Source organism: Micromonospora sp. NPDC048868, assembly GCF_043198195.1.
Classification (GTDB): Bacteria; Actinomycetota; Actinomycetes; order Mycobacteriales; family Micromonosporaceae; genus Micromonospora; species Micromonospora reichwaldensis.
This window is the reverse complement of record NZ_JBICUN010000015.1, coordinates 1-24,150: the sequence shown is the minus strand read 5'-3', so window position 1 is coordinate 24,150 and position 24,150 is coordinate 1. Positions and strand designations below refer to the sequence as shown.

The 24,150-nt window shown below is 75.5% G+C and carries 24 protein-coding genes and 1 pseudogene; 13 read left to right on the top strand and 12 right to left on the bottom strand.

Annotation, left to right across the window (positions count from 1 at the left end):
- The first annotated feature begins 37 nt into the window (after window positions 1-37).
- The 5 genes from ACGFNF_RS21795 to ACGFNF_RS21775 all read left to right on the top strand — a co-directional run bounded on the left by ACGFNF_RS21795 (window position 38) and on the right by ACGFNF_RS21775 (window position 5,108).
- Window positions 38-802 carry a GNAT family N-acetyltransferase gene (locus tag ACGFNF_RS21795; RefSeq protein ID WP_357576599.1) on the top strand — a complete coding sequence of 255 codons (765 nt, stop codon included), beginning with the start codon at window positions 38-40 and terminating at the stop codon, window positions 800-802.
- 224 nt (window positions 803-1,026) lie between these two features.
- Window positions 1,027-2,121 carry a SagB family peptide dehydrogenase gene (locus tag ACGFNF_RS21790; protein WP_357576600.1) on the top strand — a complete coding sequence of 365 codons (1,095 nt, stop codon included), beginning with the start codon at window positions 1,027-1,029 and terminating at the stop codon, window positions 2,119-2,121.
- Window positions 2,118-3,137 carry an alanine racemase gene (locus tag ACGFNF_RS21785; protein ID WP_393170237.1) on the top strand — a complete coding sequence of 340 codons (1,020 nt, stop codon included), beginning with the start codon at window positions 2,118-2,120 and terminating at the stop codon, window positions 3,135-3,137. The genes ACGFNF_RS21790 and ACGFNF_RS21785 overlap by 4 nt, the downstream gene beginning before the upstream one ends.
- Window positions 3,134-4,381: an MFS transporter gene (locus ACGFNF_RS21780; protein WP_393170235.1), complete on the top strand. Its 1,248-nt coding sequence runs from the start codon at window positions 3,134-3,136 to the stop codon at window positions 4,379-4,381. The genes ACGFNF_RS21785 and ACGFNF_RS21780 overlap by 4 nt, the downstream gene beginning before the upstream one ends.
- The gene (locus ACGFNF_RS21775) at window positions 4,365-5,108 is read left to right on the top strand and encodes a class I SAM-dependent DNA methyltransferase (RefSeq protein WP_393170233.1); all 744 of its coding nucleotides are present in this window, start codon (window positions 4,365-4,367) and stop codon (window positions 5,106-5,108) included. Before ACGFNF_RS21780 ends, ACGFNF_RS21775 begins: the two co-directional genes overlap by 17 nt.
- A gap of 31 nt (window positions 5,109-5,139) precedes the next feature.
- Here ACGFNF_RS21775 and ACGFNF_RS21770 read toward each other — a convergent pair whose 3' ends face one another.
- Together ACGFNF_RS21770 and ACGFNF_RS21765 are read right to left on the bottom strand one after the other, a co-directional pair.
- Window positions 5,140-7,335 (bottom strand): APC family permease, encoded by a 2,196-nt coding sequence (locus ACGFNF_RS21770; protein ID WP_393170231.1) that lies wholly within the window; start codon window positions 7,333-7,335, stop codon window positions 5,140-5,142.
- Window positions 7,336-7,534: 199 nt separating this feature from the next.
- Window positions 7,535-8,506 carry a DMT family transporter gene (locus tag ACGFNF_RS21765; RefSeq protein ID WP_393170229.1) on the bottom strand — a complete coding sequence of 324 codons (972 nt, stop codon included), beginning with the start codon at window positions 8,504-8,506 and terminating at the stop codon, window positions 7,535-7,537.
- A gap of 97 nt (window positions 8,507-8,603) precedes the next feature.
- Here ACGFNF_RS21765 and ACGFNF_RS21760 point away from each other — a divergent pair, with 97 nt between their 5' ends.
- On the top strand, window positions 8,604-9,335 hold the full coding sequence (locus ACGFNF_RS21760) for an HAD family hydrolase (protein ID WP_393170227.1): 732 nt from the start codon (window positions 8,604-8,606) through the stop codon (window positions 9,333-9,335).
- 24 nt (window positions 9,336-9,359) lie between these two features.
- Here ACGFNF_RS21760 and ACGFNF_RS21755 read toward each other — a convergent pair whose 3' ends face one another.
- Both ACGFNF_RS21755 and ACGFNF_RS21750 read right to left on the bottom strand, forming a co-directional pair.
- Window positions 9,360-9,887, bottom strand: a complete 528-nt coding sequence (locus ACGFNF_RS21755; protein ID WP_393170225.1) for a hypothetical protein — start codon at window positions 9,885-9,887, stop codon at window positions 9,360-9,362.
- 119 nt (window positions 9,888-10,006) lie between these two features.
- On the bottom strand, window positions 10,007-10,876 hold the full coding sequence (locus ACGFNF_RS21750) for a PhzF family phenazine biosynthesis protein (RefSeq protein ID WP_393170223.1): 870 nt from the start codon (window positions 10,874-10,876) through the stop codon (window positions 10,007-10,009).
- Between the two features lie 33 nt (window positions 10,877-10,909).
- Between ACGFNF_RS21750 and ACGFNF_RS21745 the strand changes: the two genes are divergently transcribed.
- From ACGFNF_RS21745 to ACGFNF_RS21735, 3 genes are all read left to right on the top strand, one after another.
- On the top strand, window positions 10,910-12,196 hold the full coding sequence (locus ACGFNF_RS21745; RefSeq protein ID WP_357576609.1) for a magnesium transporter MgtE N-terminal domain-containing protein: 1,287 nt from the start codon (window positions 10,910-10,912) through the stop codon (window positions 12,194-12,196).
- The gene (locus ACGFNF_RS21740; RefSeq protein WP_357576610.1) at window positions 12,189-12,803 is read left to right on the top strand and encodes a DUF1003 domain-containing protein; all 615 of its coding nucleotides are present in this window, start codon (window positions 12,189-12,191) and stop codon (window positions 12,801-12,803) included. Before ACGFNF_RS21745 ends, ACGFNF_RS21740 begins: the two co-directional genes overlap by 8 nt.
- Before the next feature lie 162 nt (window positions 12,804-12,965).
- Window positions 12,966-14,114 carry an Mrp/NBP35 family ATP-binding protein gene (locus ACGFNF_RS21735; RefSeq protein ID WP_357576611.1) on the top strand — a complete coding sequence of 383 codons (1,149 nt, stop codon included), beginning with the start codon at window positions 12,966-12,968 and terminating at the stop codon, window positions 14,112-14,114.
- A 193-nt stretch (window positions 14,115-14,307) separates the two neighbouring features.
- Here the strand turns inward: ACGFNF_RS21735 and ACGFNF_RS21730 are convergent, their stop codons facing one another.
- Complete coding sequence (locus tag ACGFNF_RS21730; RefSeq protein ID WP_132231648.1) at window positions 14,308-14,730, bottom strand: preprotein translocase subunit TatB; 423 nt, start codon at window positions 14,728-14,730, stop codon at window positions 14,308-14,310.
- A 73-nt stretch (window positions 14,731-14,803) separates the two neighbouring features.
- Complete coding sequence (locus ACGFNF_RS21725; protein ID WP_393170220.1) at window positions 14,804-16,147, bottom strand: trypsin-like peptidase domain-containing protein; 1,344 nt, start codon at window positions 16,145-16,147, stop codon at window positions 14,804-14,806.
- 279 nt (window positions 16,148-16,426) lie between these two features.
- On the opposite strand from ACGFNF_RS21725, the gene ACGFNF_RS21720 reads away from it, so the two are divergent.
- Complete coding sequence (locus ACGFNF_RS21720; RefSeq protein WP_089003702.1) at window positions 16,427-17,014, top strand: O-methyltransferase; 588 nt, start codon at window positions 16,427-16,429, stop codon at window positions 17,012-17,014.
- A 46-nt stretch (window positions 17,015-17,060) separates the two neighbouring features.
- On the opposite strand, the gene ACGFNF_RS21715 is transcribed toward ACGFNF_RS21720, so the two are convergent.
- On the bottom strand, window positions 17,061-18,527 hold the full coding sequence (locus ACGFNF_RS21715; RefSeq protein ID WP_393170218.1) for a leucyl aminopeptidase family protein: 1,467 nt from the start codon (window positions 18,525-18,527) through the stop codon (window positions 17,061-17,063).
- Window positions 18,528-18,656: 129 nt separating this feature from the next.
- On the bottom strand, window positions 18,657-18,824 hold the full coding sequence (locus tag ACGFNF_RS21710; protein ID WP_007455245.1) for a DUF3117 domain-containing protein: 168 nt from the start codon (window positions 18,822-18,824) through the stop codon (window positions 18,657-18,659).
- Window positions 18,825-19,013: 189 nt separating this feature from the next.
- Here ACGFNF_RS21710 and ACGFNF_RS21705 point away from each other — a divergent pair, with 189 nt between their 5' ends.
- Window positions 19,014-19,832: a PaaX family transcriptional regulator C-terminal domain-containing protein gene (locus tag ACGFNF_RS21705; RefSeq protein ID WP_357576614.1), complete on the top strand. Its 819-nt coding sequence runs from the start codon at window positions 19,014-19,016 to the stop codon at window positions 19,830-19,832.
- Window positions 19,833-19,834: 2 nt separating this feature from the next.
- Entirely contained in the window at window positions 19,835-20,626 is a 792-nt protein-coding gene (locus ACGFNF_RS21700) for an enoyl-CoA hydratase-related protein (RefSeq protein WP_311410636.1), read from the top strand.
- Between the two features lie 68 nt (window positions 20,627-20,694).
- Here ACGFNF_RS21700 and ACGFNF_RS21695 read toward each other — a convergent pair whose 3' ends face one another.
- The 4 genes and pseudogenes from ACGFNF_RS21695 to ACGFNF_RS21680 form a co-directional block, all read right to left on the bottom strand.
- Window positions 20,695-21,318: a hypothetical protein gene (locus tag ACGFNF_RS21695; protein WP_393170216.1), complete on the bottom strand. Its 624-nt coding sequence runs from the start codon at window positions 21,316-21,318 to the stop codon at window positions 20,695-20,697.
- Window positions 21,319-21,331: 13 nt separating this feature from the next.
- Entirely contained in the window at window positions 21,332-21,913 is a 582-nt protein-coding gene (locus tag ACGFNF_RS21690) for a DNA-3-methyladenine glycosylase I (RefSeq protein ID WP_151454727.1), read from the bottom strand.
- 190 nt (window positions 21,914-22,103) lie between these two features.
- Entirely contained in the window at window positions 22,104-22,601 is a 498-nt protein-coding gene (locus ACGFNF_RS21685) for an SRPBCC family protein (RefSeq protein ID WP_132231660.1), read from the bottom strand.
- A 521-nt stretch (window positions 22,602-23,122) separates the two neighbouring features.
- A pseudogene (locus ACGFNF_RS21680) lies at window positions 23,123-23,485 on the bottom strand (DivIVA domain-containing protein); the annotation flags it as partial.
- Between the two features lie 199 nt (window positions 23,486-23,684).
- On the opposite strand from ACGFNF_RS21680, the gene ACGFNF_RS21675 reads away from it, so the two are divergent.
- Window positions 23,685-24,150 (top strand): dihydropteroate synthase (locus ACGFNF_RS21675; RefSeq protein WP_393170213.1); only part of this gene is annotated, 466 nt, incomplete at its 3' end.

Below are 24,150 nucleotides of genomic sequence, written 5' to 3'. Positions count from 1 at the left end.
TGTCGCCCGCGACCGGAGCGCTGCCATACTCCGCCCCATGACGACGGGGAACGACACCGACGGGCACGGAGACGCGGGCGGGCACGGGGACGCGGGCGGCGGCGTCCTGCGGGTGCTCCGCGAGGACAAGGAGCTCCAGGCGCGGCTCGACGCGGAGCTGACCGCCTTCAACAACCGGGCGACCGGCGCGGACGACGAGGCCGGCCTCTGCGTCCGGGTCGACGACGCCGGCGGCGAGCTGGTGGCCGGCCTGACCGGGTGGACCTGGGGCGGCTGCGCCGGGATCGACATGGTGTGGGTGCGCGAGGGCCGCCGCGCCGAGGGTTGGGGCGGCCGGCTGCTGCGGGCCGCCGAGGACGAGGCCCGCCGGCGCGGCTGCACGGAGCTCTCGGTCTCCTCGTTCTCGTTCCAGGCACCGGAGTTCTACCGCCGGCACGGCTATCTCGACACGGGGCGCCGGGAGGGCATCCCCGGCGGCCACGTCGACCACCACTTCTTCAAGTCGCTGGTCACCGACCCGGCCGCCGCCGTGCGCCTGGTGGCGCTGGTGGAGCTGGCCCCCGACTCGGTCGAGGCCGGCCAGCGGTACGAGGACGCGGTGCTCGGCCTGCTCGGGCGGCACGGCGGGCGGCTGGAGCGTCGGCAGCGCACCGGCGACGGGCGTACGGAGGTGCACCTGATCCGGTTCGACACCCGCGACGGCTACGACGGTTTCCTTGCCGATCCGGAGCGGGTGGCGCTGCGCGGTGAGCTGGGCGACGCCGCCCCGGCCACCCGGGTGCTGGAGGTCCACGAGGTCTGAGGCGGCGCGGGAGCGGGTCGGCTCGCTCCACGTCGGCGGGTGTGTTCACTGTGGACGGTCTGCTACGGTGCAACGCAGTGATCAACGCCGATTAGTGAGGGGAGCTCCCGCATGACCGAGCAGATCGAGGCCTTCGAGCCGGTGGCGTCCGACGACTACGACCAGGAACTGACCTGCCTGGAGCCTCCGGTCGAGGTCTGACCGGTCGCGAAGCCTGAGTAGTCATGCGTGTCCGTGTGTCGCGGCTGGTCGTCTTCCTCTGGCGTGACGGCCAACTGGTCTGCGACGACCCGCTGAGGCACCGGCAGTTCGCGTTGACTGTGGAGGCGGAGAGGCTGCTGCGCGACTACGCCGACTGGGCCGAGCCCGAAGGCAGACTCGCGCAGCAGCTCCTCGACGCCCACGTGCTCGTCGCCGAGGGTTCGCCGGAGCACGACCGGGAGGAACGCCTCGGCGCGTGGCGCGACCTGGGACCGGCAGCCACCTACTACCACCTGGCCAGCCGTACGCTCGGCAGCGACGTCTTCCGCTCGGCGGCGCAGGACGCGGCGGTGCTGCGCGCCAAGTCCGGCCAGCCGGATCCGGTCAGGGAGCACGACGGGCCACGCATCGCCCTGCCCCCGGCCGACCCGCCCGCCGTCGACTTCACCACGGTCCTCGCGGCCCGGCGCTCGACCCGATGGTTCGACCCGGACCGCCCGGTGCCACTGCCCGCGTTCGCCGCCCTGCTGCGCTGGACGGCCGGGGTGCGCCGCGAGGTGGACGTCTCCGGGGTCGGGACGGCGCTGCTCAAGACCGTCCCCTCCGGCGGGGCCCGCCACCCGGTCGAGGTCTACCCGGTGGTCCGCGACGTGGCGGGGCTGGAACCCGGGATCTACCACTACGCGGTGCGCCGCCACGAGCTGGTGCGCCTCGCGCCCGCCCCCGGCGAGGACCGGCTGCGCGAGTGGTGCGGCGGGCAGCCGCACGCCGCCCAGGCCGGCTTCCTGCTGATGTACGCGGCGGTGCTCGACCGGACCGTGTGGAAGTACCCGGCCGCCCGCGCGTACCGTGCGCTCCTGCTCGACGTCGGCCACCTGAGCCAGACCGTGTACCTCACCGCGACGGCGCTCGGGCTCGGGACGTTCTTCACCGCCGCCACCCGCGACGCGCCCGTCGAGGACGCCCTCGGGCTGTCCTGGCCGGACGAGGCGTTCCTCGGCGTCTCCGGCGTCGGTGTGCCGCACCCCGCCGAGCGGGACCGTCAGGCGGCGATGCTCGCCGGCGGCGACGCGGCGTTCTCCTTCCCGCCGGACGCCTGGCACGGGCGCGGCGAATGACGCCGCGGGTGACCGTCGACCTGGCCCGGCTGGACGCGAACGTCGCGCGGTACGGCCGGCGGGTGGCCGAGGCCGGCGTCGCCCTGCGCGCGCACGTCAAGGGGCACCGGAGTCCCGAGATCGCCGCCCGGCAGGTGGCCGCGGGCGCGGTGGGCGTCGCGGTGCACTCGGCGGCCGAGGCCGAGGCCTACGTGGCGGTGGGCGTGACGGACGTGACGGTGGCGTGGCCCTGGCGTGACCCGTGGCGGTGGACCAGGTTCGCCCAGCTCGCGCGGCACTGCGCGGTGACGGTGCACGTGGACCACCCCGACGCGGTGGCCGGGCTCGGCGCGGCGGCCGAGGCCCACGGCGTCGAACTCGGCGTGCGGATCGAGGTCGACACCGGTCTGCACCGCGTCGGCGTCGACCCCGGCGCCGCCGTGGGGCTGGCCGCCACGATCGCGCGGACCGGCGGGCTGCGGATGGCGGGCGTCACCGGCTACGTGGGGATCACCGACCCCGCCGCCGCCCGCGACCGGGTCGACCTGGGCCGCCGCCAGGCGCGCCTGCTGGTGTCGGTCGCCGAGCGGATCCGCGCGGCCGGGTCGCCCTGCCCGGCCGTCAGCGTCGGGGGCACCCCGACCCTCGCCGGCGCGCTGGACGTCGCCGGCGTGACCGAGGTCTGCGCCGGGGCGTACGCGCTGCTCGACGGCGGGTTCGCCCGGCTGGGCGAGTGCGACCCCGGGGCGGTCGCGATATCCGTCACCACGACCGTCACCGGCACCGACGGGCAGGTGCTGCGCACCGACGCCGACGAGTTGCTGGCGGGCGCCGACCAGACCTGGATGAGCGGTGTCGTGCTGACCGCGCCCGACGGCGGGCAGGTCGACGCGGGGTCGGTGTCGGTGGGCGACGAGCTGCGGGTGCTGCCCGGGCACGTGTGCCCCGTGGTGGCCCGCCGGCCGCTGCTGCACGTGCTCGACGCCGGCGAGCCGGTGGCGCGGTGGCAGGCGATCGTCCGCCCGGACCGGGCATGACCGACACCGTCGCGTCCGTGGACCGCCCGGCGGACCCGCTGCGCGAGCGCCGGTTCGTCCTGTTCGCCACGGCCAGGACGATCTCCGTCTTCGGCAACGCGATGGGCCCGCTCGCGCTGACCTTCGCCGTGCTCGACCTTCCCGGCGGATCGCCCACGGCGCTGTCGCTCGTGCTCGCCGCGATCTCGGTGCCCCGGATCGCGCTGATGCTGCTCGGCGGCGTCATCGGCGACCGGCTGCCGCGTCACCGCGTACTCGTGGCGGCGGAGCTGATGTGCGGTACGGCGTACGGCGCGATGACCGTCCTCGTGCTGAGCGGGCGGGCCGGCGTCGCCACCCTCGCCGTCTGCGCGGCCGTCGCCGGCACCGCCTCCGCGCTGCTGCTGCCGTCGCTCAACGGGCTGACCGCCGAACTCGTCGCGCCGCAGGCGCGCCAGCGTGGCAACGCCCTGCTGCGGCTCGGCACGAACACCGCCACGGTGGCGGGCTTCACGGCGGGCGGCGCGCTGATCACCTGGCTCGGGCCGGGCTGGGCGCTGGCCCTCGACGCCGCGACGTTCGCCGTCGCCGCCGGACTCCTCGCGCGGCTGCGCCTGGCCGCGACGACCCGGCCGGCCAGGCGGAACCTGCCGGCCGAACTGCGCGACGGCTGGCGCGAGTTCGTCCGGCGACGATGGCTGTGGCAGATCGTGCTCGCCGCAGCGGTGGTCAACGCCGCCGTCGGGGTCACCTTCGGGCTCGCGGGTCCGCTGCTCGCCAGGGCGCACCTGGGCGGCGCGGGCGCCTGGTCCGGCGTCCTGGCCGGGTACGCGGTCGGCATGTTCGCCGGCGTGCTGGTGGCGATGCGGATCAGGACGACCCGCCCCCTGCGTACGGCCGTCCTCGCCGTGTCGCTGCTGGGGCTGCCGGCGCTGCTGCTCGGAGCCGGTGCCGCCCTGCCGTTCGTGATCCTCGCCGCCGTGCTGGCCGGGGTCGCCTTCGACGTCTTCGGGGTGCTCTGGGAGACGACCGTCCAGTCCGAGGTGCCGACGGAGGCGATGTCCCGCGTGAGCGCGTACGAGTGGCTGGGGGCGGTGGGGCTCGGCCCGCCCGTCATGATCGCCGCCGGTCTCGTCGTACCCGCGATCGGCGTGCGGACGGCCCTGCTCGCCCTGGCCACGGTGATCTTCGTGGCCGCGCTCGTCCCGTTGGCCAGTTCCACCGTCCGGCACTACGAAAGGCAACCCGATGGCCGAGTACGTTGACGCCTTCGTCACGGCGTATGACCGCTTCTGGGCGCCGTACCCCGAGCGGATGGGCGAGGCGTGGCTGCGGCTGCACGCGCACGTCGCACCCGGGTCGGAGCTGAGCCTCCTCGACGTCGGCTGCGGCACCGGCATCGTGGCCGCCCGGTTCGCCGCCGCCGGCTACCGGGTCGTCGGGGTCGACGTCTCCGCGGCGATGATCGCCCGCGCCCGGGAACGGCTGGCCGGCGCCAACGCGGTGCTCATCGCCGCGGACGCCGCCGACTTCGAGGTGCCGCGCCCCTGCGCGTTCGCGGTCTCCACGTACGACGTCCTCAACCACGTCGGCGACATCGACCGGGTCCGGGCCTACCTGCGCTGCGTGCACCGGGCGGTCGCGCCGGGCGGCTGGTTCGGCTTCGACATGTCCACGACGAAGGGACTCCTCGCCGACGTCCCCCCGGTCGCCCGGCAGGACAGCACGGTCTCGGTCGAGGTGTCCCGGGGCCCTCTCGACGGCGACCGCCGCCCGCTGCACGTCACCGGGGAGCTACGCACCGACGACGGCCGCACAGCCCCCTTCACCACGACGATCACCAACACCGCCCACCCCGTGGCCGACGTGCTCTCCGCCCTGGCCGACGCGGGCTGGACGACGAGCCACGTCGCCGCCATCGACGACCTGCTCACCCCGGTACCCGACCCGGAGGCGCTGCCCCGGGTCGCCGTGCTCGCCCGACGCGACTGACGCCCCGCGCCGCAGCCGGTCCCTCGGGCCGCTACCCGCCCGGGTGCACCGGGAGGCTGGTGACCACCACCCCCGGCAGCCGGCGCAGCGCCGTACGCAGCCGCTGCTCGGTGCGGCTGTGCAGCAGCCGGTGCCAGCGACTGCGCACCACCACCTCCGGCACGACGACGGTCAGCACCAGGTCGGCCCGGGAGGCGTGCAGCGCCTCCAGGTAGTGCGCGAGCGGCCCGACCACCGCCCGGTACGGGGACACGATCGTCTCCAGCCGCAGGTGGTCGCCCCACACCCGCCACTGCTCCCGGAACCGGTCCGCCTCCGGCTCCTCGGGGGCGATGTGCACGGCCAGCGTCGGCTGCCCGAGCGAGGCCGCGTACGCCAGGGCCCGCAGCGAGGCCCGGTTCAGCCGGGCGACCGGCACCACCACGAGGTGGCGTACCTGCTCGGGCAGTTCCTCGTCCTCCGGCGCGGCGGGCCCCGCGGCGGGCGGCGCAGCCGGCACCACCGGCGGCCCGGGCGCCGGGCCGCCCGGCGGCGGGTGCAGCGCCAGGGACCGGTGCAGCCTCCGGTAGTGCCGGTGGATGGCCCGGAACAGCAGGACCAACAGCGGCACGGCGACGACCACCACCCAGGCGCCCTCGGTGAACTTGGTGACCGCGGCGGTCACCAGCACCAGGCCGGAGAAGGTGCCGCCCACCGCGTTGATCGTCGCCCGGCGGCGCCAGCCGGGACCGCGCCGGCGTCGCCAGTGCCGCACCATCCCGGCCTGGGACAGGGTGAAGGCGAGGAACACCCCGACCGCGTAGAGCGGGATCAGCGCCTCGGTGTGCCCGCGGAAGGCCACCAGGATCACCGCCGCCGCGACGGTGAGCGCCACCAGCCCGTTGCTGAAGGCCAGCCGGTCGCCCATGTGCAGGAACCGGCGCGGCGCGTGCCCGTCCCGGGCCATGAAGAAGAGCAGGCGGGGGAAGTCGTTGAAGGCGGTGTTCGCGGCCAGCAGCAGGATCAGCGCGGTGGCGGCCTGGATCAGGGCGTACCAGGGACCGCTGGGGAAGGTGACCCGGGCCAGTTGGGAGAGGATCGACTGCTCGGCGGTGGGCACCAGCCCGGACAGGTGGATCAACCCGACGAGGCCGCCGAAGAACAGCACCAGCATCGCGACCATCCAGGTGAGCGTGGTGCGCGAGTTGCGCCACTCGGGAGGCCGGAACGCCGGAACCGCGTTGGAGACCGCCTCGATGCCGGTCATCGAGACCGCGCCGGAGGAGAACGCGCGGAGCACCAGCAGCAGCCCCAGCCCCTCCACGGCCGGCACCGGCGGCGGGGCCACCGGGACGAAACCCCGCCCGGCCGCGCGGAACCAGCCGACCGCGAGCAGCGCCAGCAGCGCGACCACGAAGGCGTACGTGGGCAGCACGAAGAGGTTGCCGGCGGCCCGCACGCCGCGCAGGTTGCCCGCCAGCAGCAGACCGATCACGGCGAGCCCGAGGGGCACCGTCCAGGCGGCCAGTCCCGGCATCGCCGAGGTGATCGCCCTGACGCCGGCGGAGACGGACACCGCCACGGTGAGCACGTAGTCCGTCATCAGTCCCGCCGCCGCGGCCAGCCCCGCCCCCGCGCCCAGGTTGTCGCCCGCCACGATGTACGACCCGGCCCCGTGCGGGTAGGCGGCGACGGTCTGCCGGTAGGAGATGCCGACCGCGATCATGAGCAGCGCCAGCCCGGCGGCCAGCGGCAGGGACAGCCCGAGCGCCCCGCTGCCGGCGAGCAGCAGCACGGCGAGCATCGCCTCCGGCCCGTACGCCACCGAGCTGAGCAGGTCGGAGGAGAGCACCGGCAGGGCCACCAGCTTGCGCATCCGCTCGTAGACAACGGCGGCGCTGCTCAGCGGCGGCCCGAACAGCCCCCGCCGCAGCCGCGTGGTCGCCCGGCCGAGCCGGCTGCCGGGCAGGTTGGCCGGCGCGGTGGCGACCAACTCGTCCGGCTCCCCGATCCGGAACATCGCGATCGGGGCGAGCCGGCCGAACCGCGTCGGGGCCGGCCGGTCGGGGTGCCGGCGCAGCGTCGGGTCCACCGGCAGCGTGTCCGCGCCGGGCCCTCGGCCCCGCCGGGCAACCCGCCACCGGTCACCGATCCGGCGCAGGGCCCGCAGCTCGTCCGGGTCGAGCGGGGGGAACTCGGCCGACGGCGTGACGGTCGTGCCGCCCTCGTCGCCGTCCCGCTCCGCCATCCGCCTTCCCGCCGCCGCGTGCCCTCCCTCGCACTCTCACGGACGCCGCCGGATCCGGCAGGCGGAACGGCCGTTCCCGCGCCAAAGGAGTGGCCGTTCGCCGGCAGGGTGGCCGTCCGGCGGCAGGGTGGACGGCTGCGGGCCAGGTGGCCGTTCGGCGGCAGAGGGCCGTCCGGCGGCAGGGGGCCGTCCCAGCGCGTCAGTCGGGCGGTGGGCCGGCGTCGGCGGGGACGGCGGTGGCGACCGGGCGGACGCGGCGGGCCGAGCGGGCGCCGCCGAGCACCACCACGGCGACGCCGGCCAGCAGCAGCCCCAGCCCGGCCAGGGCGGTCACCCCGGGCAGCTGCCCCAGCCAGGCCCAGCCGATCAGGGCCGCGCCCGGGGCCTCCAGCAGGGCCAGCACGCTGACCGTGGTCGCCGAGACCTTCTTCAGGGCGTAGTTGAACATCGAGTGCCCGAGCAGCTGGGCCCCGGCCACCAGGGCCAGCACGACGAGCCAGGTGCCGGTGTCGAAGCCGGTCAGCGGCACCCGGCCGACCAGGCAGACCACGAGCAGGACCAGGGCGCAGACCCCGTAGCAGACGGTGGTGTAGGTGGTCGTGCTGATCGTCGTACGGGCCCGCTCGCCGAGCGCGGTGTAGACCGCCGCGAACAGGCCGCCGGCCACCGCGAGCAGGTCGCCGGCCACGGCCCGACCGGAGACGGCGAAGTCCGCCCCGGTCGCCACGACCGCGCCCGCGACCGCCACCCCGATGCCGACCCAGACGGCGCCCGGCAGCCGGCGCCCCTGGGCGCGGGCGATCAGCCCCTGCCAGACCGGCTGGGTGGCGCAGAGCGCGGTGGCCGCCGCGACCGAGGTGAGCTTGGTGCTGGGCATCCAGGTGGCGAAGTGCGCGGCGAGCGCGACCCCCGACAGCACGCAGTAGACGCCCTCACGCCGACCGGCGCCGACGGTCAGCGACCGGAACTCGGCGCGTCGCCGGGTCGCCGAGAACGGGCCGAGCACGGCGACCGAGAGCAGGTTGCGCCAGAACGCGACGGCCAGCGCCGGCGCCGCCGCGACGGCCACCAGCGGCGCGGACGACGAGACGGCGACCACGGCCAGGACGAGCGCCCCGGTGGTCGCCGGGTGGAACGACGGGCGGTGCGCTGCGGGGGACACGGGGAGCAATCCTCACACGCCACAGGCCAACACGGAACGTCAGCACTCCGTTACGATCACGCCTGTCCGCGCCGGCGATTCCCCTACCGCCCGGAGGCGCTCCCCCATGCCCACCTACCAGGCGGTCCTGTTCGACTTCTTCGGCACGCTGACCCGTTCCGTGCAGCGGGGCGAGGCCCACCGGTCGACGGCCGAGCTGCTGGGCTGCGCCCCGCGCACGCTCGTCGACGTGCTCGACCGCACCTACTACGAGCGGGCCTGCGGGCGGCTCGGCAACGCCGAGGCGACCCTGCGCTGGGTCTGCGAGCAGGCCGGGGTGCACCCCTCCGACGACGCCGTCCGCTCGGCGGTCGCCTCCCGCCACCGGGCCATCCGCGCCGACACCCGGCTGCGCGACGAGGCGGTGCCCACGCTCGCCGCGCTGCGGGGGCTCGGCCTGCGTACGGGAGTGATCAGCGACTGCACGCACGAGCTGCCGGCGTTCCTGCCGCAACTGCCGATCGCCCCGCTGCTCGACGTGCGGGTCTTTTCCGTGCAGGTGGGGCGCTGCAAGCCGGACCCGGCGCTCTACCAGGCGGCGTGCCGGCGGCTCGACCTGGCGCCGGCGGACTGCCTCTACGTCGGCGACGGCGGCAGCCAGGAGCTGACCGGGGCGGAGCGGGCCGGGATGACAGCCGTACGGCTGGCCGCGCCGGACCTGGCCGGTCACATGGTGTTCAACGCCGACGAGACCTGGACCGGGCCAATGCTGCGCTCGCTCGACGAGGTGGTCGGCCTCGTCGACGGGGTGCCGGGGCGGGCGGGCGTGCCCGTGCCGGCGGGTTGCGTCCCCGCGTGAGGCCCGGGCCCCGGGCCGGACGCTTCAGCGGCGGCGGACCCGGTGCAGGCGGAACGGCTTGCGGGTCGCCCGGACCGCCGGCGTCTCGCGGGGCACCTCGGCCAGCGAGTCCGCGGGCAGCCCGGCGCCGGCGAGCGGCTCGCCGGCCGGCTCCAACCGGTTCACCGCGCAGCCGTCGGCCGCCCAGCGCTGCACCAGTTCGGCCGTGGGCCCGGGCGCGTTGAGCCGCTTCGCGGCCACCAGCGGCGCGGTCGTCTCCCAGTGCTCGCTGCCGGGCGCCAGGCGGCTCACCCGCGCCGGCCAGGTGACGATCCGCCCGCCGTGGTCACCGCGCAGGGTGACCTGTGCCTCGGTCGCGTCGGCCAGCCCCGGGGCGGACTGCTCCCCGGGGCCGCTGACCACGAAGAGCGCCCCCTCCAGGGGCAGGCACCACAGCGCGAGCGCCGGCCCGCCGGGCACGCTCACCCAGGCCACGGCGGCCTTCTTCATCGCCTCGTCGACCAGCGGCGTGCTGGTCCGCTCCGCGTCGGTCACCCTCGCATCCTCCCGCATCCACCCCCGTCCCGTCAGCGCCGCCCGGGGTCCGGCCGCGCGCCGCCGTCGACGCGGTCGGCACGCACGGCACGGGCACGACGCCGGGCGATCCGGTCCGGCGGCACGGATCGCGCAGGTCAGCCGACGAACGGCGGGACCGTGATCTCGCCCCGGGCCACCGGTACGACGTGCCCGGCCACGGTGGCGCCCACCGCCTGACCGTCCTCGGCGGTCACCGTGCAGGTCAGCACGGACGGGCGGTTGATCTCGATGCCCTGGTGGACGGTGTACTCGGCGCGCCCGTCGGCGGGCAGCAGGCCGCTGGCGACCAGCCACACCCCCAGGCCCAGGGCCGCCGAGCCGGTGGCCGGGTCCTCCGGCACACCGAGCCCGGGGACGAAGACCCGGGCGTGGGCGGTTTGAGCGGCGGCGTCCCAGGAGAAGACGCTGACGTGCTCCACTCCGTACCGCTGTGCCGCCGCCGCGTTGACCCGTGCGCGGGCCACCGCGTCCGGGCGGACCGGGAGGTAGGGGAACTCCAGCCCGCAGCCGGCCACCCGGGGCGCCGGGCCGACGTGGTCGTCCGCGTCCAGGCCGGCCATCTCCAGCAGCGGCTCCGGGTCCAGCTCGGGGCCGAGGGTGGGTACGCCGCCCGTGAGCGTGGCCCCGGTCGCGGTCACCTCGATCGGCAGCACGCCCGCCCCACATTCCTGGGTGACCTGCCCCACACCGAACATCCCACGGCGGCTGGCGGTCACCGCCGCGCCGACGCTGGGGTGACCGGCGAAGGGCAGCTCCTCGGCCGGGGTGAAGATGCGGGCCCGGTAGGTGGCGCCGACCTGGGTGGGCGGGAGCACGAACACCGTCTCGGAGAGGTTGAACTCCAGCGCGAGCGCCTGCATCTGCTCGGTGGCAAGCCCTTCGGCGCCGAACACCACCGCCAGCGGGTTGCCGGCGAACGGGCGGTCGGTGAAGACGTCCACGATCTCGTAGGCCAAGGTCGACATGTTGATAAACACTAGGCGCTTAGGCTGGTGCCCGTGAGCACGCCGACCCGGGTCTACCTCGCCCGGCTCGCCGGGGTGGCCGTCTTCGATCCCAACGGCGACCAGGTGGGCCGGGTCCGCGACGCGGTGGGCAGGCTGCGGCCGACGCAACGCCCGCCCGAGGTGGTCGGTCTCGTCGCCGAGATGCCGATGCGGCGGCGCATCTTCCTCTCGCTGAACCGGATCACCTCCATCGACGCCGACGCGGTCGTGCTCGGCAGCGGCACGCTCAACCTGCGCCGCTTCGAGAAGCGCCCGAACGAGCTGCTCGTGCTCCAGGAGCTGCTCGACCGCCGGGTGCAGGTCGAGCCCGGCGGGCAGTCGGGCTCCGTGGTCGACGTGGCGATGGAGTGCAGCCGGGGCGGCGAGTGGTCGCTGGCCCGGGTCGCCGTACGCGAGCAGACCGGCCGGTTGACCCGCCGGGGCCACCTGCACCAGGTCGAGTGGGAGCGGGTACGCGGGCTCAGCGGCATCGCCGACAGCCGGGGCACGGCCAACCTGCTCTCGGTGCTGGAGGACATGCGCCCCGCCGACCTCGCCAACGCCCTCCAGGATCTCCCCGACACCCGGCGCAACGAGGTCGCCGCCGCGCTCGACGACGAGCGCCTGGCCGACGTACTGAGCGAGCTGCCGGAGCGCGACCAGGTGGAGATCCTGGCCGCGCTGGACCGCGAGCGGGCCGCCGACGTGCTGGAGGAGATGGACCCGGACGACGCCGCCGACCTGCTCAGTGAGCTGCCGCCGCCCGAGCAGGACGTCCTGCTCGACCTGATGCAGCCGGGCGAGGCCGACCCGGTGCGTCAGCTGCTCAAGTACACGCCGGGAACGGCGGGCAGCGTGATGACCTCCGAGCCGGTCATCCTGCCGCCGGACGCCACCGTCGCCGAGGCCCTGGCCCGGATCCGGGAGCCGCAGCTCTCCCCCGCGATCGCCGCGCAGGTCTTCGTGTCCCGGGCGCCGATGACCACGCCGACCGGCCGTTACCTCGGCATGGTGCACTTCCAGCGGCTGCTCCGCGAGCCGCCGGCCGACCTGCTCGGCGGCATCGTGGTCAACGACATCGACCCGCTGCGGCCGACCACCCCGCTGCCGGAGATCACCCGCCGGATGGCCACGTACGACCTGGTCGCCATGCCCGTCATCGACCGCAACAACCGACTGGTCGGCGCGGTCACGGTCGACGACGTGCTGGACCACCTCCTGCCCCGGGACTGGCGGGACCGGGACGCCGCCGAGCGCCCGTCCACCACCGGGCCGACGCTGGACGGCGCGGATGGCTGAGCAACGACGGGCGCAGCGGCTCGACCAGCCGCGCGAGCCCCGGGGCGTCAAGCTGCCCCGGTTCGACCCGGAGGCCTTCGGCCGGTGGTCCGAGGGGATCGCCCGGGGGATGGGCACCGCGAACTTCATCGTCTACATGACGATCGTGATCGCGCTGTGGTTCGGCTGGAACACCCTGGCCCCGGCGCACCTGCGCTTCGACCCGTACACCTTCACGTTCCTGACCCTGGTGCTGTCCCTCCAGGCCAGCTACGCGGCCCCGCTGATCCTGCTGGCGCAGAACCGGCAGGCCGACCGGGACCGGGTCTCCCTGGAGGAGGACCGCCGCCGGGCGACCATGCAGAAGGCCGACACGGAGTACCTGGCGCGGGAGATCGCCGCGCTGCGCAACGCGATGGGCGAGGTCGCGACCCGGGACTTCCTCCGTTCGGAGCTGGCCCGGCTGGCCGAGGAGCTGGACGAGGCGGGCCGGCGCCGGCAGCGGCTGGAGCGCCGGCAGCAGGACAGGGTCCCGCAGCACGGCGACGGGCTGGAGGAGCCCCGCGACGACCTGGACGGCGATCAGGCCCACGACGGCCGCCCGGAGGGCCGGGAGGCCGACGCCTGAGCGGCCCGGACGCCGCCTGCTCCGGGGGCCCGGCGCAGCGGGACCGACTCGATCGTCCCGCTACGTCCGGTATGCCGCCCAGCGCAGCCGTCGCCATCGATTCGCTCACACCGCCCCCCGCTGACGGCGGTGGGGCAGGGCCGCCGACGTAGCATTGCGGGCATGTCAGCACCCGTCAGCACCGTCTCCGACGCGATCCAGGCCGCGCTGGCCACCGTCAACGACCCGGAGATCCGCCGGCCCATCACCGAGCTGGGCATGGTCCGCTCCGCCGAGGTCGGCGACGACGGCGTCGTACGGGTCGAGCTGCTGCTCACCGTCGCCGGCTGCCCGCTGAAGGACAAGCTGCGCTCGGACATCACGGCCGCCGTCGGCGCGGTGCCCGGGGTGACCGGCGTGGCGATCGAGTTCGGCGTGATGAGCCCCGAGCAGCGCCAGGAGCTCCAGGCGAAGCTGCGCGGCGGCGGCGCCTCCCAGGAGCCGGTCATCCCGTTCGCCCAGCCGGGCTCCCGCACCCGCGTGTACGCGGTCGCCAGCGGCAAGGGCGGCGTCGGCAAGTCCAGCGTGACGGTCAACCTGGCCGCCGCGCTGGCCGCCCGCGGGCTCTCCGTCGGCGTGGTCGACGCCGACATCTACGGCCACTCGGTGCCCCGGATGCTCGGCGCGGACGGGCGCCCGACCCGCGTCGAGGACATGATCATGCCGCCGCAGTCGCACGGCGTGAAGGTCATCTCGATCGGCATGTTCACCGCCGGCAACGCCGCCGTGGTGTGGCGCGGCCCGATGCTGCACCGGGCGTTGCAGCAGTTCCTCGCCGACGTCTACTGGGGCGAGCTGGACGTGCTCCTGCTCGACCTGCCCCCGGGCACCGGCGACGTGGCGATCTCCCTGGCCCAACTGCTGCCCAACTCCGAGATCCTGATCGTCACGACCCCGCAGACCGCCGCCGCCGAGGTGGCGGAGCGGGCCGGCGCGATCGCGTTGCAGACCCACCAGCGCGTGGTCGGCGTCATCGAGAACATGTCCTGGCTGGAGCTGCCGGACGGCTCCCGGATGGAGGTCTTCGGCGCGGGCGGCGGCCAGGCGGTCGCCGAGTCGCTGACGAAGACCATCGGCGCGCAGGTGCCGCTGCTCGGGCAGGTCCCGCTCGACACCCGCGTGCGCGAGGCCGGCGACGTGGGCACCCCGATCGTGCTGGCCGAGCCGGAGTCGCCGGCCGCGAAGGCGCTGGGCCAGGTCGCCGACCGGCTCGCCCTGCGCCGGGAGTCGCTGCTCGGCAAGCCGCTGGGCCTCAAGCCCGCCGGCCGCTGACCGTACGCCGGCCACGGCCGGCGCTGTCGCCACCCGCACGGGGGCGGCGTTCCCCCGGGAGCGCCGCCCCCGTCGCCGTCCGTGGCGACGCCGAGGCGGGCCGGATCGGCGCGACCTCGCCGTTCACGGAGTCAGGTCGCATCGGCGCCGCTGGCCCGGGATCAGCTCGCGTCGCGTCGTAGCTGACCCGGGATCAGGTCGCGTCGTCGTAGCTGACCCGGGGGGCGGGGGCCGGGGCGGCGCCGGTGGCCGTCGCCGGGCGGCTGCCGTTCGCGCGTACGTCGGCGGCGGATGCCACGTCCTTCAGCTCGTTGTGCACGCCGGTGACGTCCGCCCGCAGGTTGTCGTAGACGCCCTGGAGGGGCTTCCGGATCGCCTGCTCGTCCTCCTCGCTGAGCAGGTGCTTGCGGATGAACGCCTTCGGGTGCAGGTCCTCCAGCTGGATGTCGGTGCCCAGCTCGCGGCTGAGGTCGGTGGTGGCGTTGCTGGCCATCGCGCGCAGGTTGCGCACCATGCGCAGGCCGTCGCTGATCACCGCGGGCAGCCGGTCACCGAAGATCAGCAGCGCCAGGAGCAGCAGCGCACCGATCTCCCACCAGTTCAGGTTCTCGAACACTGCGCGGGCCTCCTTCGGCGTCAGCAGCAAGACTACGCACGTGGGGCACCGGCCGGGGAGGGGGTGACGGTCCCTACTTGGCGTCCGCGGCCAGGGTCACGGAGGCGTTCTGCCGGTTGGCGCCCCGGCGGTACTCCACGGTCACCACCGCGCCGGGCGCGAACTTCCGGACCAGGGCGATCAGGTCGGTCGGTTCGGTCATCGGACGACCGTCGAGCTTCAGGATCACGTCACCGGCCCGCAGCCCCGCGCCCGCCGCCGGGCCGGACGGCTCCACGGCCGCCAGGCGTACGCCGGCTCCTCCGGTGACTGCGCCGGACCCGCCGACCTGGGCGCCGATCACCGTGCGCCGGGCCTTGCCGGTGCCGATGATGTCCTGCGTGATCCGCTTCGCCTGGTTGATCGGGATGGCGAAAGCGAGGCCGATGTTGCCCGCCTCCTGCCCCTCGGAGACCAGCGACTTGATCGTCGAGTTGACCCCGATCACCCGGCCCGCGCCGTCGACAAGCGGGCCGCCCGAGTTGCCGTGGTTGACCGCCGCGTCGGTCTGGATCGCCGCGTAGTAGCGCGTCGGGCCGCCAGGCTCGCCGGCCCGCATCGTCCGGTCCAGGGCGCTGACGATGCCGGCCGTGACCGTGTTGGCCAGCGAGAGCGGCGAGCCCATGGCCAGCACCGGGTCGCCCACGGCAAGCGCGTCGGAGTCGCCGAACTCGACCGGCCGCAGGCCCGTCCGGGAGACCTTGATCACCGCGATGTCGGACTCCGGGTCCTGCCCGACGACGGTCGCCGGGGCCGAACTGCCGTCGTTGAAGACCACCGACGCCTTGCCGGTCGCCCCCGCCACCACGTGGTCGTTGGTGATGACGTGCCCGTCGGCGCTGGCGATGAAGCCGGAGCCCTCGCTCGTGCCGCCGAGGCCCGCCACCCGGACGGTCACCACGCTGGGCAGCACCCGCTCGGCGACCCCGGCCAGCGACTCGGGCCTTCGCTGGGCCAGGCCGGGCGCCTGCGGGTCCGCGCCGAGCACCGTGCCGCCCATGGCGCCCCCGCGCACCGCGAAGGCGTACCCGAGCGCGCCGCCCAGGCTGCCCGCGAGCAGCGCGGTGATCAACGGGATGAGGAGGAGCTGCCGCAGCGTCGGCCGGCCCGGGGCGTCCGGGTCGCTGACCGGCTCCGGCTCGGTGCCGGGGCTCGGCGCGGCCGGCAGCACCACGGCGGTCGGCGCGGCCGGGTCGCGCCACGGGTCGGCCAGCGCGTCGGACCACCAGGGCGAAGTCGTGCCGCCCCCGGCGCCCTGAGGCGTCGGCGGCGACCCCACCGGCGGATGTCCGGACACCGGCGGTCGCGCCGGCGCCGGAGTTCCCCCGGGCTGGCGCCAGTCCCAGCCGTCGGTCACGTCGGTGCCCTCCCAGTCCATCCCCGGATCCCGCGCTCCACGGACCCGGCGACAGCGTCGCCCGGTCGCGCTGGCCGGAACACCGCTTCCAGGATTACACGGATGCCACGGATGGAGTCACCGGTTGCCGACCGTGATCGTCGGGTGGCGGACGCGCGGCTGCGCCCGTTCGACGTCGCCTCTAGGCTCACAGTGCCCACCCGCCCCCGCACCACGCATGCCGCCCGGAGGTGTCCCATCGCCACGGTCGCCGGTTCCGGCAATTCGACGGCCCAGACCCTGCACTTCGCCGAGTCGTACGTGACCGAGGATCTCGTCCTGCGCACCGCCCGCAGCCTGGCCCACGAGGTCGGCCTGGAGGCGGTGACCCCCGGCGCCGGCGCGGCGCTGCGCCTGCTCGCCGCCGCCGGCAGCGCCCGGGCGGTGGTGGAGATCGGCACCGGCACGGGGGTCAGCGGGGTCTGGCTGCTGCGCGGGATGCGCGCCGACGGCGTACTCACCACCATCGACGTCGAGGTCGAGCACCAGCGGATCGCCCGGCGGATCTTCACCGAGGCGGGCTTCGCCGCCGGTCGCACCCGGATCATCACCGGCCGGGCGCTGGACGTGCTCCCCCGGCTCGCCGACGGCGCGTACGACCTGGTCTTCGTGGACGCCGAGGCGACCGGGTTCGCCGCCTGCGTGGACGCCGCGCTGCGGCTGCTGCGGCCGGGCGGCGTGGTCGCGCTCAACGGCACGCTGGCCGGCGGCCGGATCGGCGACCCCGCCGCCCGGGACGTCGAGACGGTGACCGTCCGCGAGGCGATCAAGGCGATCCGGGAGTCCGAGCACTGGATCCCGGCGCTGCTGCCGGTCGGCCACGGGCTGCTCGCCGCCGTCAAGTGCTGACCCGCCGCTGACCGGGGGCCCGCCGGGGGCGGGCGCCGCCGGCCGGTCAACCCAGCGAGCCCAGCCAGCGCAGCAGCGAGCGTACGCCCCAGCCGGTCGCGCCCCGGGTCAGCTCGGCGTCGTCGCCGTCGGCCCACGAGGGCGCGGACATGTCCACGTGCAGCCACCGGTCGCGCAGCCCGCCGGTGAACTCCCGCAGGTAGAGCGCGGCCATCACGGAGCCGGCGCCCCGGTCCGGCGAGCTGTGCAGGTCGGCCAGGTCGCTGCCGAGGTGCTCGGCGTAGTCGGCGGGCAGCGGCATCCGCCAGGCGGCCTCGCCGGCGGCGGCGATCGCGGCCAGCACGTCCGCGGCGAGCCCGTCGTTGTCGCTGTAGAGGGCGCCGGTGCGCTTGCCCAGCGCTACCGCGTTCGCCCCGGTGAGCGTGGCGAGGTCGACCAGCAGGTCGGGCTGGAGTTCGGCGACGGCGTACGCGAGCGCGTCGGCCAGGACGAGCCGCCCCTCGGCGTCGGAGTTGGTGGTCTCGCTGGTCGTGCCGCCGTAGTGGCGGATGATGTCGCCGGGGCGGAACGCCGAGCCGCTGAGCATGTTCTCCGCCAGCGGCGCGAGCGTGGTGACCCGGACCGGCAGGCGCAGGGCCGCCGCGCCGAGGGTCGCCGCGACCACCGCCGCCGCCCCCGCCATGTCCTTGCGCATCAGCTTCATCGACGCCACCGGCTTGATCGAGATGCCGCCGGTGTCGAACGTGATCCCCTTGCCGACCAGCACCACGTGGGTACGCGCGTCGGCCGGCCGCCAGTCCAGCTCGACCAGGCGCGGGCCGCTGGCCGAGCCGCCCCCGACGGCGAGGATCCCGCCGAAGCCCTCGGCCGCCAGCTCCTCCGGGTCGCGGACCCGCAGGTGCAGGTCCGGCACGTCGGCGGCGAGGGCGGCGACCTGGTCGGCGAACCACTGCGGGTTCTTCACCGACGAGGGGGTGTTGGTGAGGTCGCGGGCGAACCGGGTCATCCGGGCCGTCGTCCGGGCCACCTCCAGTGCCGTGCTGTGCGCGTCCGGGTCGGCCACCACGACGTCGACCTCCGCCAGGGCGGGGGCGGTGCCGGCGTCGGTCAGCCGGAACCGGTACGAGGCCAGCAGCAGCCCCTCGACCAGTCCGCGTACGGCCGCCTCGGTGGCGTCGGCCGGCATGGCCAACGTGACGTGGATCTCATCCTTCGCGGCCCGGGCCAGAGCCGCGCCGGCCGTCCGCCAGCCGGCCTCGTCGCCCTCGCCGACGCCGAGCAGCAGCAGCCGGCCGGGGTCCCGCCCGGGTCGCAACTGCGCATGGACCTCACCGGGGCGCCCGGTCAGTCGGGCCGCCGGCACCAGGGCGACGGCCTCCTCGGCCACGCCGTCGGGCAGCGTCGCCCCGGCCGGGGCCGGTCGGGCCGGTTCGTCGCCGGCCGCACCTGGCCGGACGGGCAGAACGAGGGTGTCGAGCCGGTCCGGCTCGGCGAGCAGACGGATGGCGAGCACGCGGAGCCGTACCTCCAGGAAGCTCGCGGAGCGTGGCTCCGCGGGAGAATGAAGACCCTGAGCCACCGGCGGGGCCGGTGGCTCAGGGGTTGACGAAAGGCCCACGCGGGCGCGCGGACCGTTCCTCGGTCAGCCGGCGGCTGCCTTCAGTGCGTCACCGAGCGCGTTGGCCTCGTCGGGAGTCATCTCGACGACGAGCCGGCCACCGCCCTCCAGCGGGACGCGCATGACGATGCCCCGGCCCTCCTTGGTGACTTCCAGCGGACCGTCGCCCGTCCGCGGCTTCATCGCCGCCATGTTGTCTCCCCTCAGACCTACACCAGGGTCGGTGGGTTGCCCCACAGCCACTTCGTCTTGACCACCGCAACCTACGCGGGGGTGTCGACCAACGATTTTCCCTGATGAACACCGCCGGACCCAAACCGAAGCAGCATTGATGTAACAGCATCTAGCTTATCCTGAGAAGGCCTGTCACAATGTGCGGTCATGCAGGCACGGTCGGCACTCTTCGACCTGTACGGCGACCACCTCCGGGCGAGGGGCGGCCGGGCACCCGTCGCCGCCCTGGTCAGGCTGCTGGCGCCGCTCGGGATCGCCCCGCCCGCCGTGCGCACGGCGGTCTCCCGGATGGTCCGTCAGGGGTGGCTCGACCCGTGTCGGCTGACCTCCGGACCGGGATATTCGATCACCCCGAAAGCCGCCCGCCGGCTGGACGAGGCGGCCGCGCGGATCTACCGGACGGGCCGGATCACCTGGGACGGGCGGTTCGACCTGCTGGTGCTGGAGGCCCCCCTGTCCCGGCGGGACCGGCAGCGGCTCGCCGCCAACCTGACCTTCCTCGGCTACGGCGCCCTGGACGAGTGCACCTGGGTGGCGACCCGGCCCGGCGAGGACGTGGACGTGCTGCTCGACGAGGCGGGCGTGCGCTACGAGCGGTTCACCGCCGCGCACACCGCCGGCACCCCCGGCGCGATGGGCGTGGTGCGCCGGGCCTGGGACCTGACGGAGATCGGCCAGGCGTACGAGCAGTTCGTCGCCGAGCAGCGACCGCTGCTGGCCGGGGTCACCGTGCGCAGCCTCGACGAGGAGGCGTACGCCGCCCGGTTCCGGCTCGTGCACGCGTGGCGTACCTTCCTGTTCCGGGACCCGCAGTTGCCCCCGGCGCTGCTTCCCGAGCGTTGGCCCGGCACCGCCGCGGCCAGTTTCTTCGACCGGCACGCGGCACGGCTGCGGCCGGCCGCCGACCGGTACGTCGAGCAGTGCCTCGACTCCGGCAACCGCATCGCCCGACAGAAGGGTCGTTAGAAGTGACCGAGCCGCTGCTCGTCGACCGCACCGACGCCGTCGTCACCCTGACGCTGAACCGCCCCACGGCGATGAACGCGCTCGACGTCGCGCTCAAGGAGGCGCTGCGGGACACGCTGGCCGAGTTGGAGACCGACCGGTCCTGCCGCGCAGTGGTGCTCGCGGGCGCGGGTCGGTCGTTCAGCGCCGGCCAGGACCTGCGTGAGCACGTGCAGACCCTGGAGTCCACCGACGGCAACCCGCTGGACACCGTCCGCGCGCACTACAACCCGATCGCCGCCCGGCTGGCCAACCTGCCCAAGCCGGTGGTCGCCGCCGTGCGGGGCATGGCCGCCGGGGCGGGCGCCTCGCTGGCGTTCCTCGCCGACATCCGCATCGGCGGGCCGTCGACCAGCTTCCTGATGGCGTTCGCCAAGGTCGGGCTCGCCGCCGACACCGGCGCCTCCTGGACGCTGCCCCGGCTGGTCGGGCACGCGAAGGCCATCGAGCTGCTGATGCTGGCCGAGCCGGTGGGCGCGACGGACGCCTGCCAGATCGGGCTGCTCAACCGCCTGGTGGAGGACGACGAGCAGGTGCTGCCGACCGCGCAGGAGCTGGCCGCCCGGCTGGCCGCCGGCCCGACCGTCGCGTACGGGGCGATCAAGCGGCAGCTCTCCATCGCCGACGCGGGCACGCTGGCCGACGCCCTGTCCGCCGAGGCGCAGGCGCAGTCGATCTGCGGGGGCACCGCCGACCACCGCGCCGGCACCCTGGCCTTCGTCAACAAGCAGAAGCCGGTCTTCGAGGGCCGCTGACGCCTCCCCCGGCCCGGCCCGGCCCCGCATTTCGCAGGCGGTGGGCCGGGCGGCTGTCGCCGGTCGGGTCAGTCGTCCTCCTCCGGATCCTGGTTGGCCTCCGCGCCGAGCACGAACGCCTGCATGGCCAGCTCGTCGCCGGAGGGCGAGACGAAGGCCGGCAGCTCGCGGGGGCCCAGCTCCTGCACGTAGGCCCAGAACAGGCGGACCGCCTCGGCGGGCGACGCGGCCTCGATCGGCAGGTCCAGGCTGACCAGCCAGGAGCGCCGCTGCGGCGGCGGGCCGAGCCGGTCGGCCAGGGCCCGGAAGGCCGCCGGGTCCAGCGCGGTCACCGGCCCGTCGAGCGCCAGCGCGTCGGCCGGCGCCGGCTCGTCGAAGGCCCGCCGGGTGTACGCCACCACCAGCGGCGCCTCCACCCGCTCGGACTGCGGGTCGTCCGGGTCCTCCCGCTCCTCGCCGCCGGCCCCGGTGACCCGGCCCAGCGCCACCAGCCGGGGCGGCGCGTCGACCAGCACGGCCACCCGGTCGCCGGGGCGGGGTCGGGCGACGTCGGCCAGGCCGGTCAACTCGAGCGTGTCGTGGTGGACGAGCCGCTCGGCCTCGTAGCGCCCGGTGGGCAGCAGCACCGCCCAGGCGCCCGTGCCGTCGGCGGGGCGCGCCCCGTCCGCCCGGTGCGCGGTGTCGGTCGTCATGGCCTCCATCCCATCACGCCGCCCGCGCCGCCACGACGTGGCAGCCCGCAAGGTGGTCGTCGACCATCCCGGTGGCCTGCATCAACGCGTAGGCCGTGGTCGGGCCGACGAAGCGGAAGCCGCGCTTCTTGAGCGCCTTGGCCATCGCGGTGGACTCGGCGGTCAGCGCCGGCACCTCCGCGAACGACGTGGGTCGGGCCGGCCGGGGCGGTGGGGCGAAGGACCAGAGCAGCGCGGAGAGCCCCTCCGGAAGCTCCAGCGCCGCCCGGGCGTTGGCGATCGCCGCCTCGATCTTGGCCCGGTTGCGGACGATGCCGGCGTCGGCGAGCAGCCGGGCGACGTCGGCGTCGCCGTAGTCGGCCACGGTCTCGATCCGGAACTCGTCGAAGGCCAGCCGGAACGCGGGACGTTTGCGCAGGATGGTCAGCCAGGACAGCCCCGACTGGAACGCCTCCAGCGTGAGCCGCTCGTAGAGCGCGTCGTCGCCGCGCAGGGGCCGGCCCCACTCGGTGTCGTGGTAGGCGGCGTAGTCGGGGGTGCTGTGCCCCCAGCCGCATCGCGGCAGCCCGTCGGCGCCGATCACCAGGTCAGTCACACGTCCACGCTAGGGCACGGCCCCGACGGGCCCGCGCCCTGCGGCCCCGCGCAGCGCCCCGGCCGCCGGGCCCGGTCCGCCCGGGTTCGCCGACATCGGGGCGTCCCGGTCACGCCGACACCCCGATGTCGGCGACATCGAGTCGATCAAGCCAAGTCGCCCGACGGGGCACGATCCACGGCCGCCCCGGTCAGGGGAGCCGGCCCTGCTCCACCAGCCGACCGAACTTCTTCAGCGCCTGGCTGAGGCTGAACTTCGACCCGGGCCAGAGCACCGGCCAGGCCACCCGGCCCGCCGGCCCGCCGGGCAGGTGGAACCACTCGTGCCAGACCACCTGGGTGCGGTTCCGCTCCAGCGGCGTGCAGCGGAGCACGCCGGGGCCGCGCAGCAACTTCCCGCAGTGCACCACGCCCACCTCGTAGGGCGCGTCCACCCGGACCACCCGCATCTCGTCACGCAGCACGGCGGGGCCGAGCGCCGTGACCGCCTCGACCAGGCTGCCCTCGCCGCCGTCGCCCTCGACCACCCGGACGGTGGTGAAGGGGATCCAGTCCGACTGCCGCTCCCAGGCGGTCAGCGCCGCGAAGACCCGCTCCGCCGGCGCGTCGACGATCACCGTTGCGGTGACCTCGCCCGCGCCGGGCTGCGCCACGTCGCGCAGGTCGTCGCCGGGTTCCGGACCGGTCACTTCGACTCCGACCCCGACCCGACCACCGGGCCGGGGCTGGTCGCGTCACCCGCCGGCCGCGTCGTGCCGTCGCCCGCCTCGGTCCGGTTCACGGCCGTGTCCCCCGCGCCGGGCCGGTCCACGGCGGTACCGGCGGCGTCGGTCCGGTCCACGGCGGTGTCGGCCGCGTCAGACCGGTCCACGGCGGTATCGGCCGCGTCAGACCGGTCCACGGCGGTATCGCCCGCCTCCGTCCGGTCCACGGCGGCGTCGGCGTCGGCGTCGGCGTCGGTGTCGGCGTCGGCGTCGGCGTCGCCGGTCCGGTCGGCGGCGCGGTCGGCGCCGGGCCGGGCGAAGGCGGCGTCGCCGGGGTGCCCGGTGGCTGCGGAGCCGGCCGGCGTCGCGTCCTTCGCCGCGGACGCGACGGTCGGGCCCGCGAACGCGGGGATCGGCGCGACGACCACGTCGGTGTCCCCCGGTGCGTCCGGGCGGTCGGCCCCGACCGGCACCGTCCCCCGGGCCTCCGGCGACGACTCGGCGGCGGCTCCGGCCGCCTGCTCCCGCGCCCGGCGCAGGGCGTCGGCATCCGCCGTCCGCCCCTCGCGGAGCGCGGCGACCTCCGCCTCCAGCACGCCGATCAGCTCGGACTTGTAGCCGATGTCGTAGGCGGCCCGGCGCAACGCGTGGTCGACCTGGGCCATGCGGTAGCCCCGCAGCGCCGTGTCGAACCGGACCTCACCCACGTCGGACTCGGCGAGCGGGCGGGACGCCGGCAGCGGCACGGACCGTCCGTCCGGCTCGGCCGGCACCAGGCCGGGATCCCGGCCGGAGACCAGCACCGTCACCCCGAACACGACCGCCGCGACGGTCAACGCCACGACCAGCAGGAGCAGAACCTGACCCATGCACAGATCGTGGCATGTCGAACCGCCGGGAGCGACCCCGCCACCCGCCGCGCCCCGGATCCGTGCCGAAGACCCCCGCCCGACGCACCGGTACGGAGGGCGGCGACGGCGGACCGGCGGGGCCCGACCCGGGCGGACCGGCTAGCGTCGTCATCGGCCGACGGCGGGGACGGGTCGGCGGTGACCTTCAGGAGGCGGCATGGCCGGGGCGCTTCGGCTCGGTGGGCGCACGTTCGGCCCGGACGAGCTGGTGGTGATGGCGATCGTCAACCGCACGCCGGACTCGTTCTTCGACCAGGGCGCGACCTTCGCGCAGGACAGCGCGCTGCGCGCCGTGGAGCGGGCGGTCGAGGAGGGCGCCGAGATCATCGACATCGGCGGGGTCAAGGCCGGTCCCGGCGCCGAGGTCGACGTGGCCGAGGAGATCCGTCGCACGGTGGCGACCATCGCCGCCGTCCGGGCCGCCTTCCCCGACGTGGTGATCTCGATCGACACCTGGCGGGCCGAGGTGGCGGTGGAGGCGGTGGCGGCGGGCGCCGACCTGCTCAACGACACCTGGTCCGGCGCCGGCCCGGCCCTGGCCCAGGTGGCGGCGCAGACGGGCGCCGGCCTGGTCTGCTCGCACGCCGGCGGCCTGGCGCCCCGGACCCGCCCGCACCGCGCGG